The sequence below is a fragment of the Vibrio sp. SCSIO 43133 genome, assembly GCF_023716845.1.
Taxonomy (GTDB): Bacteria; Pseudomonadota; Gammaproteobacteria; order Enterobacterales; family Vibrionaceae; genus Vibrio; species Vibrio mediterranei.
This window is the reverse complement of the sequence record NZ_CP068024.1, coordinates 1,004,914-1,017,624: the sequence shown is the minus strand read 5'-3', so window position 1 is coordinate 1,017,624 and position 12,711 is coordinate 1,004,914. Positions and strand designations below refer to the sequence as shown.

Here is a 12,711-nt window from a genome sequence, read left to right as displayed (position 1 = left end):
ATAGAGTCCTTATCGCGTCAAAATCGGTCATTCTCTTCAGGCGCAAGATCCATTACAGTTACAGCGAGCCAGTATGGGAATGGAGTCTTTGTGAACTTACGTCAACTAGAAGTGTTTTATGCGATTATGCAAACGGGAACCGTCTCTGGCGCGGCGAAAAACCTCCATGTATCGCAACCTAATGTGACCCGTGTACTCGCTCATACGGAGCTACAGCTTGGCTTTTCTCTGTTCGAGCGCGTCAAAGGTCGTCTGGTTCCCACTCAAGAAGCCAGAACCCTGTTACCAGAAGTAGAGAAAATCTATCTACAACTCGGCCAATTTAAAACCCTCACCAACAAGGTTAAAAAAGGGCATCAACATATTCGAATAGGTGCGCCACCAGTATTAGCTACAAAATTCCTGACACCGGTGATTGCACAGTTTCATCAAGCACATCAATGCTCAATAGAACTGGTCACCGGTAATCGCAGTGAACTGTGCGACGCATTACTCGACAATGCGCTCGATATTGCTGTCGCGTTTGGTGAAGACACTCCTGCCGGTATTTCTCACCAACTTCTGGCCAAGAAATCAATGCAAGTTCTAGTACCAACCTCTGGTTTCACTCGATTGAGCGAAGGCGAGAATACCCCCCCTGTAGTGACGTTAGAAGCTCTGTTGGACGATGAATTAAACATCATCGCCTTAGACAGGCGCGATCCTTTAGGGCAGAAACTCACGCTCGCCCTTGAGCAAATACAGCCTGATTTTGTTCCGTCCCTTACAGTTAGGAATTACAGTTCAGGTGCAGAACTGGCCGCTCTTGGAGCTGGTATTGCGATTGTTGACCCTTGGACTGCTAGCCAATATGCGGCAAGTGAGAACTTACATAGCCTCCAGCTATCCGACGTTATTGACTGTTCCGTCTCACTACTTACCAGCGACTTACATCCTTTTTCGATTGCGACGAGATCTTTTCTTTCGATGTTGAAGAATCACGCAAGCGCTTAGTTACAACATATAGCCACCTATAACCTAATGTTATAGGCGACCAACAAACGAGCATTCGCTATTAGAGTGTTCCCTCCCTATCTTAGATAGCATTAGCCTCGCTGCTAGGAATTTACCTAGCTGTAAAGCGGGCTACTTGTGAATCTCGCTACTTGTGAATAAAGGGACACTATGAACATTTCTCAGCCTTACTTGCTTTTCCTCGGTGACGTCACTGATCCTCTCTCAGCAAAAACCGCGCGCGGTATTGTCAAATGGCGCCCAGATGCCTGTTTAGGGCAACTCAGGCTAACCGAGGATACCGTCTCTTTAGGGCTTACTGAATTAACACTTGAGCAGGCTAAAAAACAAGGCGTAAAAACGCTGGTCATAGGCACCGCCAATGCGGGCGGCTTTATTCCTAGAAACTGGGTAGAGACACTCATTGCTGCAGCAAAGCTAGGGTTAGATATTGCATCGGGAATGCATCAAAGACTGACAGACATACCAGAGTTAGCCCAAATGGCAGATCAAGGCTTAATCCAGTTGTTTGATGTTAGACACTATGACGAACGCCTTGCAGTAGGTAACGGTAGAAAGCGCTCGGGGAAACGACTACTCACTGTTGGAACAGATTGCTCAGTAGGGAAAATGTTCAGTGCCCTCGCCATCGAACAAGCCCTCAAGCAGCTCAATGTTGACGCTAGATTCAAAGCAACGGGGCAAACCGGCATATTAATCGACGGTCAAGGCATTTCAGTGGATGCGGTCGTAGCAGACTTCATTTCTGGTGCCGTAGAAGCTTTAAGTCCTGAGTTTAACGATCATGATTGGGATATCATTGAAGGACAAGGCTCTCTTTTCAACCCATCCTTTGCTGGCGTAAGCTTGGGACTATTGCACGGAGCTCAGCCAGATGCGCTTGTTCTTTGTCACGAAGTTGGACGTCAGCATATTCGCCACCTCCCCCACGCGCAATTGCCCACAATTGAGCAAACAATTAACGCTAACCTTTTGGCAGCACGTGTGACTAACCCCAAAGTCCAATTTGCAGGTATCTGTTTAAATACTTCCATATTGGATGAGTCTGACGCCAAAGAACTCTGTCAACAATGGAGTGAACAGTTTGACCTTCCCGTAACGGACCCTGTTCGTTTTGGGGTAGACTCAATCGCTAACAAGCTAAAAACGTTGTGAGAATCTTATGAAGATTGAAGCGCACCATCACTCAATTAAACTCGCGAAGCCCTTCACGATATCCAGAGGCACACGTACTCACTGTGAAGTAGTTCGTGTGTCCATCGAATACCAAGGACAACTTGGACAAGGGGAGTGTATGCCTTATCCGAGATATGGTGAGTCGGTGGAATCAGTCATGGCACAAATCAATGAGTTTAGTGCCGACCTAGTGACCCAAGACCCCTTTGAAGCGCGACTCGCCTTGCAAAACTATCCGGCTGGCGCTGCTCGAAATGCTATTGATTGCGCGTTATGGTCGCTTGAAAGTCAGCTCTCTGATAGCCAGTTCCCATCACCCTATTTTGCGATTGCACCCAGTATCGAAACTGCGATGACGGTGTCTGTTGCTGACCTCAACACCATGACAAGCCAAGCAAAGCAGTATATTGATGAAGGTGCAACGCTGCTGAAGGTCAAACTCGATAACGGGGATATCGTTGAGAAAATAGCCGCTATTCGAGCATTATCGTCTGAAGTGAAGATCGTCATTGACGCTAATGAAGCGTGGGCGTCACTTGATCTTGAGTCCTTGTTCGACCAATTAGCACCGCTAGACATCACCATGATTGAGCAGCCCGTTCCTAGTGGCCAAGATGACTTACTCAAGGGTATTCCCCACCCTATCCCACTGTGCGCTGATGAGAGTTGCCATACCAGAGCCGAGCTAGATGAACTCGTCGATTGTTATGAGATGATCAACATTAAACTTGATAAAACTGGCGGATTAACAGAAGCCTTAGCACTAGAAGGCAGAGCTCGTGAACTGGGACTTATGGTCATGAGCGGTTGTATGCTGGGAACGTCAATGGCAATGAAAGCAGCATTGCCTATAGCAACTAAAGCAGAAGTGGTGGATCTCGATGGTCCAGTGTTGCTTGGCAGCGATGTTGAGAATGGACTTAGCTATAAAAACGGACGATTACTGCTCTAGGAGCTAACGAATAATCAAAAAGCGCGTGACCCTTTCTTAGGTATCACGCGCTTTTACTATTAGCGAGTAGTCATTCCATCAGAAGCTCTATCAGAAGTAATAGGCGGACGCTTTTTAATTACGTGACGTAAACGCAGCAACATCAATATCGCAGCCACAGTCAATCCGGTAAGAATGCCGATCCAAAAACCTTTTTCACCCATAGCTGGCACAATATGATCTGTCAGCCCTAGCACTATGCCAAGCGGCAATGCCAATCCCCAATAAGAAGCAATCGCCAACAACATCGGCACTTTCGTGTCTTTATACCCACGGAGCGCACCGTTCGAAGAGGTTTGCAGCGCATCACTAAACTGGTACATCGCTGTAAACACAAGTAGCGTTGCTGCTGTCGCACTCACTGCTGGGTCTGTAGTGTAAAGTCGAATAATCCAATCCGGGAACAACAAGAAAATTGTCACCGATATTAACGACATCAATCCTGCAACCAAGATTCCGATTTTACTGCGTTCAATCGCGCCTATCTCGTCTTTAGCACCTAATGCGTGGCCCACACGAATAGTGATACCAAACGAAATGCTCATTGGAATCACGTAAGTCATGCTGGAGATATTCAAGGCGATCTGCGCAGCCGCAACATTTTCCGCTCCAATACGACCAATCAACAAGGCGATGACAGCAAAAATACTGCCGCAAACCGCAATGTTCATACCGATCGGTAGGCCTAACCTAAGCAAATGAATCATCTCTTTTGCTCTTGGTTTAATATCAGTAAACCGAATGATCGTTTTGTAGTGATGATGACCTTTAATGTAGGAATACAATAGTCCCGACATTAACCAATACACCAAACTGGTTGCCCAACCACAACCTACCGCACCGAGTTCAGGAAACCCAAACTTGCCGTAAATTAAGATGTAGTTAACCGGAATGTTTACCAACAAGCCAATAACTGAAATGATCATCGGCGCTTTAGTATTGTTCATCCCTTCGCAGAAACCATTTAAGGTATAGAACAAAGCAATACCCGGCACACCAAACGCCAAGGCAAACGCATAATCACTAGCAATAGGAATAATTTCTGATGCAACCCCTATCCACTCTAAGATAGGTTTCGCGCTGACCAAGTAAGCCACCAGCAGCGCACTAGAAATCAATGCGAGCCAAACCATTTGAAAGAACTCGACAGAGATGCTCTCAAAGTCACGCGCACCACGGTGATATGCCACTACCGGAGTAAGCGCCATAATCACGCCGCGAAGCAGCAATAAAACTGGAATCCACAGACTAGCACCCAAGGCGATCGCCGCGAGATCGGCAGCACTCACTTGACCAGCCATTGTGGTATCCACAAAACCCATCGCTTGAGTGGCAAGCTGAGTCAGAATAATAGGTATCGACAGATGCATTAATGCACCCGATTCACGAGTAAAACGAGAAAAAGGACGAGTAGTCGTTTGCATGAAAGTTCTAAAACACCAATATAAATGCACCAGTGATGGCGGGATGGCGAATGTGCATTTTAGGGTGTGCCCGTTAGGCGGCGACAATATAAACACCTTACCCACAAATTTCAATAGCGCAAATCGACGAGAATTGTATTGAAGTTCGTCACAAAAGCACGCAGAATAGCGCGCCTTACCCTATCCTTGGGTTTACGGCCTTTTATAACGATAGATTTGCTCTATCCCATGACTGCCACTTTTCTCACTCCACCGACGAGTACCACTATGAGTTTTGAATCTTTAGGTCTTTCGACTCCTATTCTTCGTGCTATCCAAGATCTAGGTTACGAAAAGGCATCACCAATTCAAGAGCAAGCCATTCCTGCAATTATCGAAGGCAAGGATGTTATGGCTGCAGCACAAACCGGCACAGGTAAAACCGCTGGCTTTGCGCTACCGTTACTTGAAAGATTAAACTCAGGTCAGCGAGTGAAAGGCAATCATATTCGCGCGCTTATCCTTACCCCAACGCGTGAGCTTGCTGCACAGGTTCATGAGAGCGTGTTCAAATACAGCACTAACCTTCCACTAACCTCACAGTGCGTGTTCGGTGGCGTGAAGATCAACCCACAAATGCTGAAGCTGCGTAAGGGCTGTGACGTGATGGTTGCTACACCAGGTCGTCTACTTGATCTTTACCAGCAAAACGCCATTAAGTTCTCTCAACTTGAAGTGCTCGTACTTGATGAAGCCGACCGTATGTTAGATATGGGGTTCTTCCGCGATATTAAGAAAATCCTCGATTTATTACCGAAAAACCGCCAAAACCTACTATTTTCAGCCACTTTCTCCAACGAGATTCGTGATCTGGCTAAAGGGTTGGTGAATAACCCTATTGAAGTATCAGTCACACCGCCAAACTCAACCACAAAACTCGTAGAGCAAAGCTTATACGTGGCAGATAAGAAGCAAAAACCAGCTATGCTGGCCAAGCTAATAGACGATGGTAGCTGGAAGCAAGTCTTAGTCTTTTGTAAGACTAAACACGGCGCAAACCGTCTCGCCCGTTTCCTTGAAGGTAAGAAAATCACAGCACTCGCGATTCATGGTAACAAGAGCCAAGGCGCGCGAACTAAAGCACTTGAGCACTTTAAAACCGGGCAAATTCGCGTACTAGTGGCAACTGACATCGCGGCTCGTGGACTCGATATCCCACAGCTACCTCAAGTGGTCAACTTTGATCTTCCTCATGTCTCTGAAGACTACGTTCACCGAATTGGTCGTACAGGCCGCGCTGGTGAAACTGGTAAAGCGTACTCTTTAGTATGTGCTGATGAAGCAAAAGAGCTATTCGGTATTGAAAGACTGATCGGTAAACTTATTGACCGATTCGAGTTAGAGGGATTCAAACCAGTAAACGCCGTTCCTGAGTCAAAGCTGGACACGCGCCCAATTAAACCGAAGAAGCCGAAGAAACCAAAAAAGCCTAAACAAGAAGGCCAGGAGAAATCGACTGCATCCGGACATGGTCGTGCAGATAAGCCTCGTTCTGAAAAGCCTCGTAAACCAAGAAAGTTCAATACTAAGCGTAATAGCGACGGTGAGTCAGGTAACGCTAATCATCGTAACAGTACGAATAATGCAAACAACGGTGCGAACAAGAAGCGTAAGCCTAGACCAAGCAAACCTCGTGCTAGTAAACCAAAGCAAAACGCTTAGCTAGACAGCAAAAAGCCCACTATTCATAGTGGGCTTTTTAATTTAAAAATCAGATAATTATTCATTAAGAGCTAGCGTAAATAACACTGCCGCCTTTAATCGTATCAATAATTTCTTTAGACAGCTTTTCCGGCAAGGCTGGGCAACCCCAACTACGACCAAGATAGCCGTTTTTCTTCATGAAAGATTCGTTAGCGTAATCTGCTCCATGAACAACAATATATCGGTCACGAGCATTATCATTAACGCCTTTTGTTAGTCCATCCAATCTTAGTGAATAACCATTAGAGCCGTAATAAGTCGTGTCCGTTAAAAATGTCCCCAGTGATGTCTTGCGAGAATTTATAATATTTGAAAACTTAGTCGCCGTCTTTTTACCACTATTAACACCATGAGCCACATACGTATTAAAAACCAAAGACTTTTTCGCCATATCTATGACATAAAAGCGTTTTTCTGTAGAGGGCTTCGAATAATCAATAATAGTTAATAGTGATTTACTGCGATTAGTAGTACTTTCATATGCATTATAGGCATCTTTAAACAACTGAAAGTCGACGATCCCATACAGCTTAGCGCTGTTGTATATGCCTTTAGCCGATGTTGGACTAATCTCCGCTTCACTGCGAGCGCTGTGGGAAAACAGGAAAGCAACAGAAAGCGCTAACACCCACAACGGTGAAAAAATCTTTTTTACCATTATTACAACAAGTTATTCTAATCAGGTTGATAAATAAAAGACATCTCTGTCTTAATTAGTGAACAATATTATCCTAACCTAACTATTAATAAAATCCAGTTTACTAATTTTTACATGATTATTTGAACATGATCGGAAATTATTCACATTCATTTAAAATATAATTATAGATATCAGACAGTTAATATTGATGCCTTTAAATTTATTAATTGGCACTACTATAGATAATAATAAGACTACTCCTATATTACACTGTAGGCATATTAAAATAGACCATTGAATATTTATTTAAGTAGCATTTATTAAAATCAAAGATACTAACTTGAACTGAACTAATTAAACCACATCTTTTTCAATAGGTTATAGCTAACTAACCACATGTAATTCTGAAATTTTCTTTTTCTGAACATCACCTGATAAGGCTCACCGATCTCTCTTCTATCCCACCCTCTATAACCACATAAATTGTGTTGATTTTGTGAACATACGAGCAAAGTTGTCTTTGCAACTGGTGTAGTATTTAACGCATAAGCATCAGATGGTCATCTCGAGAGCGATCACTAGGTTTATGTGGTTCATCACCAAATGCTCTGAATGATAAGGTGCAAGCTGGCAATTAGCCATGAAGTATTTGGTGAGGAGTAAAGAATCGACGCATTAAGGAAGTCGAACTAATAATAAAACCATATACCAAGGAGCAACCTCTTATGTCTACGATGACCCAAGGGAGCAATGCGCACCACAACACCCCATCCTATCCCGGCCTGACTACTGTAATCCACGGCAATGGCGCTGTCGCACATGTTATGGATTACGTTTGTGGTGGAGTGATAGGATACCCAATCACCCCTTCTACTGAGATTTCCGAACTGTATGAAGCCTTTAGAGCTCAAGGTGGCTGCAATGTTTGGGGGCAACACCCATTCTTCTTCGAACCTGAAGGTGAGCATTCTGCGCAAAGTGGCGCATTAGGCGCCGCGCTGACAGGGGGCAAGTATATTTCCAACGCTTCATCAAGCCAAGGGATTTTATACGGGCTTGAATCGCACTATGTGACCGTCGGTAAGAAGGCTGCAGGTTTTGTGCTTCATGTCGCGGCGCGTTCAGTTTCTCGTCATTCACTGAATGTAATGGCGGGACATGATGACGTCTACGCTCTGTTATCTGCTGGATACACCACTTTATTTGCAAGTAATGCCCAAGAAGCGGCCGACCTTGCTGCCATTTCGTATCGCGTCAGTGCCTTGTCACTAATTCCTGTCGCCAATACCATGGATGGCTTCGCAACGAGCCATATTCAAAGTGAAGTTCAACTACCTGAGCCAGAATTACTTAAACAATATCTCGGTGACCCAACCGATCGAATTCTCGCACCAACAGAAGCTCAGAGAATGCTATATGGTGCCAAAGGCCGCGTCTGGCAACTCAATCAATTTATCGACAAATACCAAGACCAGTTTTGGCCTGAAAAATTAGCCGACTTAAGAGGCTATATCACAGCTAATGAAGCAGCGATAGAAAAAGACGTTCAGGGCGAATGGATTGAATCCACCAACGCTTACCTACCCGAAGCACTATTGAAAAAATGGCAACGTGCTTGGCTTAATGCCTATGAAAAAGATACGCGTCAACGTGTACCAGCGCTGATGGATCCGCATAACCCAGGATTAACGGGTGGTGTCCAAAATCAGCCAGACTACCAAGCGGGTATCGTCGACCATCGCAGCCACTTCCTGAGTGATGTTCCACAGTTTATCGAGCAAGCCATGCGTGAATATGGTGAGCTAACGGGTCGCACCTATGAGCCTGTCATGGATTATCTATGTGATGACGCTGAATACGTCATTGTCGGTTTAGGCTCGGTCACGGATGATGCTGAAGCCGTTGCTTTACACCTCAGAGAACAAGGTCAAAAAGTCGGCGTCATCTCCATCAAACAATTACATCCATTCCCTGAAGCGCAAATCGTCGAGAAACTTGCGGGAAAAACTGCGGTAACGGTGCTAGAGCGTTGCGACGAAACACGCTTAACTGCGCGCATCTCTAGAGCGCTATTTAAAGCGCAAGAAAATGCCCATTACCCTCGCCACAATGGCATCAAAGCACTGACGCACATACCAATGATCAATACTGGTATCTTCGGACTAGGAGGTCACGACCTGCAACCTAAGCACTTGATCGCTGCTTTTGATAACATGCGCTCAGAGAACATTAAGCCATTCTTCTACCTAGGCAGCCAGTTCTTCGACAAACAGGCAACTGGCGAACTAAAACAGATTCAAGATCGATTACGCTCTGCTTATCCAGATACTGAGCTGATGGCTTTAGAAACAGGCGAAAACCCGAACCTGTTACCTGAATCGGCAATGCGTGTACGCTTCCACTCTGTCGGTGGATACGGCACCATCGCCACGGGTAAGCTACTGACGGACATTCTTTCTGGTGCATTAGGATTGCACTCGAAGTCCATGCCGAAATATGGTTCTGAGAAAAGTGGCGCACCAACCAACTTCTTTATTACTCTTTCTCCAGAACCTATCAAAATCACCAATGCCGAACTACAACAGGTCGAAGTCGTTCTTTCACCCGACCATAAAGTGTTTATGCACACCAATCCACTGGCGGGTCTTAGTAAAAACGGCACCTTCATTTTGCAAACTCATCATGAACCAGAGCAAGTTTGGCAAGAGATCCCTGCGAGTGCTCGTCAGTTCATTCGTGACAACAACATCAACTTCTACATTGTTGATGCGTTCAAGGTAGCGCGTGAGCAAGCGCCATCAGCTGATTTAGAAATCCGTATGATGGGTATCGCCTTTATCGGAGCTTTGTGTGGACATGCAAAACAAGTTACCCAAGGTGCTGATGAATCGGCGATGTTAGAGCGTATTACCCAACAAATCGCCAAGAAATTTGGTTCAAAAGGCGAGAAAGTGGTTGCCAGTAACATGGCAGTGATTCGTGAAGGCATGCACGCCACACAGCATGTCAATTACAGTGCATTTAACGACAATGTCGAAACCAGTGAAACGCTAGCGCAAACCGAAACCCAAAAACCAGCGCAAGCCAGCTGCGGACTATTTGATCCTTCTTATTTCAATAATATCGCGGGCAAACGCTACGTTGATGGCTCCATTGGCGAAGCTCCTGTTATCCCGGGTTCTGGTATGTTCTTACCTCCTGCCAGTGCCATCACTAAAGATAAAGGACTCTTTAGACTTAACGTGCCTAAATTTGATGCAGACAAATGTACTGGCTGTATGGAATGTACTATTGCTTGCCCTGATGGCGCTATTCCTAACGCGGTGCATGAGCTGCACGATATTGCCTATGTAGCGATAGACAAACTGAATATTCCACCTGTACAACGCGATAGTCTGAAAGCGAAAATGCCGCCAATTCTGGACGCAGTGCGCCACCACTATCGCAGCTCGGCAAAAGGGGAATCACAGCCACTGCATCAAGTCGTCTCAAAAGTTGTGGATTCCATGACCTTTGAAGAGCCTATCGCCTTGCAAATGGCAGCGCTATGCGTGGCATTAGAATCCTTACCAGTAAGTCGCACCAAGCCATTCTTTGATGCGATGGAAAAAGCGGTACCGGGAAGTGGCGGTTTGTTCTCTGTGGCTATCGACCCAAGCAAATGTAGTGGCTGTATGGAATGTGTCGACGTTTGCGGCCCGAATGCGTTAGAAAAAGTTCGTCAAACCACCGAAATGAACCAGCAAATGCACGAACTGTTCAACACGCTAGCGAATATGCCAAATACGCCTACTCGTTTTGTTGAACAAGGTGTGAAAGATGCCTCAGAGTCAAAACGTTTGCTACTCGACCGCAGCAACTACTATGCAATGAGTTCTGGCCACGGCGCATGTCGCGGTTGTGGTGAGGTCACAGCCTTACGACTCGTCACCTCCATCAACCGAGCACTGCAACAACAACGCTATCAAGCTCATATACAGACTCTTGAGTCTATGATTGAGCAACTTGAAGACAAGTTGGATATGATCGTTGGACAAGACAGTGAAAATACCAGAACCCAGCGTTTAGTTCGCACTATTGAAACGCTAGAAAAACGCTTGTTCCTATTCGAACATGGCCCAACTGGAAATGGCCCTTCTGATGCACTTATCGCTAACGCCACAGGCTGTAGTAGCGTCTATGCCTCTACCTTCCCTGCAAACCCATACAACGACCCTTGGGTAAACAGCTTGTTCCAAGACACCCCAGCGGTCGCGAAAGGCTTGTTTGAAGGTGAAGCAGCCAATCAGCTTGAACAGTTCAAAGCACTGCGCACTGCAAAACTCGAATTAGAAGATATGTACGATGAAGAGATTCACGATCGTCAGCTTCGTTACCTTGAGTGGAGTCAGTTGTCCGATCAGGAACTGGCACTGATGCCAACGGTATTCAGCATCGGTGGAGACGGCGCAACCTATGATATTGGTTTTGGTGCGCTTTCTAGACTGTTAACTACCAGTACACCGATTAAGATCTTTGTGTTGAATACGGGCAGCTACTCTAATACTGGCGGACAAGCGTCCACAGCAAGTTTCACCGCTCAAGATTCCGACCTCAGCCGTTTCGGCAGTGCTCATAGCGGTAAAGAGGAAGCACGTAAAGAGCTAGGAATTATTGCTACCTTCCATCCGAAAGTCATGGTGGTACAGACCTCAACGGCATTACAAGGTCACTTTATGTCGAACTTGATGGAGTACTTGAATTATCAAGATGCACCAGCACTGTTTGATGTTTATACCCCTTGTATGGGTGAGCACGGTATCGCCGATGATGCTAGCACGCGACACTCTCGCTTAGCCGTAGAGAGCCGCATGAGTCCGGTATTTGTTCACGACCCACGTAAAGGTGAGACTTTAGCAGAGCGTTTCTCTATTGAAGGTAACCCTGAACTGGATCAGGACTGGGCAACACATACCATCAGCTACCTAGATAACGATGGCATGACCCAACTTAAACAAGTGCCATTTACCGCCGCAGACTTCGCGTTGTATGAGGGTCGATTCAAGAAACACTTTGCGCTAGTCAGCGATAACGACAACACCGTAGAGCTCGCTGATTATCTCAAGCTAAGCGCTCAAGAACGCGCAAATAAAGTACCGTTTATCTGGTCCACCGATAAACAGCAACATTTGGTGCAGCTCTCTGTTTCACCGTCGTTAGTGACACTGAGTGAAGAGCGTCTTCGCAACTGGCACATGCTACAAACATTAAGTGGACAGCATATAGCGCAGATCGAGCAAGGTTATCAGCAGCAAATCGAAGAGTGGAAACTGCGATATCAACAAGCCTTGGACAACAATGAACAAACTATTGAGTCCATCGCAAACGGACTAGCAGAACTTGCTATGGTTGCAACACCAACCAGTAGCATCCCTGTGACACAAATCGACACCACTGACGCACCTGCGAAAGCCAATGGACAATCGCAACCTCTTGTCGCGATCAATGAGGACGAAAAATGTCTGTGTACCGATTGCAAGACCTGCTACCAACAACTGAGTGAACTGTTTGAGAAAACAACCGTGGTTGAGAATGGCGAAGCGAAAGTGATTAGCCAAGTCATTCCGGGTTCATTGACCAAAGTGACACTCACTGATGAGTTAGTGAAACGTGCCGCACGAATCGCCGATGAGTGTGACGCTGAAATCATTCACTTTAACGCTCCTGCTTCGGTGGAGGTGTAG

Annotated in this window: 7 protein-coding genes; 5 read left to right on the top strand and 2 right to left on the bottom strand. The window is 45.8% G+C overall.

The annotated features are described in order from the left end of the window. The first annotated feature begins 90 nt into the window (after window positions 1-90). The 3 genes from JKJ11_RS05015 (at window position 91) to JKJ11_RS05005 (ending at window position 3,142) form a co-directional block, all read left to right on the top strand. Window positions 91-993 (top strand): LysR family transcriptional regulator, encoded by a 903-nt coding sequence (locus JKJ11_RS05015; protein WP_124940815.1) that lies wholly within the window; start codon window positions 91-93, stop codon window positions 991-993. Window positions 994-1,164: 171 nt separating this feature from the next. After that, window positions 1,165-2,169, top strand: a complete 1,005-nt coding sequence (gene dgcN, locus JKJ11_RS05010) for an N-acetyltransferase DgcN (RefSeq protein ID WP_252038814.1) — start codon at window positions 1,165-1,167, stop codon at window positions 2,167-2,169. A 7-nt stretch (window positions 2,170-2,176) separates the two neighbouring features. Beyond that, complete coding sequence (locus JKJ11_RS05005) at window positions 2,177-3,142, top strand: enolase C-terminal domain-like protein (protein ID WP_252038813.1); 966 nt, start codon at window positions 2,177-2,179, stop codon at window positions 3,140-3,142. Between the two features lie 59 nt (window positions 3,143-3,201). Here the strand turns inward: JKJ11_RS05005 and JKJ11_RS05000 are convergent, their stop codons facing one another. Further along, window positions 3,202-4,605 carry an MATE family efflux transporter gene (locus JKJ11_RS05000; protein ID WP_062463320.1) on the bottom strand — a complete coding sequence of 468 codons (1,404 nt, stop codon included), beginning with the start codon at window positions 4,603-4,605 and terminating at the stop codon, window positions 3,202-3,204. Between the two features lie 267 nt (window positions 4,606-4,872). On the opposite strand from JKJ11_RS05000, the gene JKJ11_RS04995 reads away from it, so the two are divergent. Then, window positions 4,873-6,306, top strand: coding sequence for a DEAD/DEAH box helicase (locus JKJ11_RS04995; RefSeq protein WP_038229913.1), 1,434 nt, complete (start codon window positions 4,873-4,875; stop codon window positions 6,304-6,306). 64 nt (window positions 6,307-6,370) lie between these two features. On the opposite strand, the gene JKJ11_RS04990 is transcribed toward JKJ11_RS04995, so the two are convergent. Then, window positions 6,371-7,006: a murein L,D-transpeptidase catalytic domain family protein gene (locus JKJ11_RS04990; protein ID WP_038229911.1), complete on the bottom strand. Its 636-nt coding sequence runs from the start codon at window positions 7,004-7,006 to the stop codon at window positions 6,371-6,373. Between the two features lie 707 nt (window positions 7,007-7,713). On the opposite strand from JKJ11_RS04990, the gene JKJ11_RS04985 reads away from it, so the two are divergent. Next, window positions 7,714-12,711, top strand: a complete 4,998-nt coding sequence (locus tag JKJ11_RS04985) for a 2-oxoacid:acceptor oxidoreductase family protein (RefSeq protein ID WP_252038812.1) — start codon at window positions 7,714-7,716, stop codon at window positions 12,709-12,711.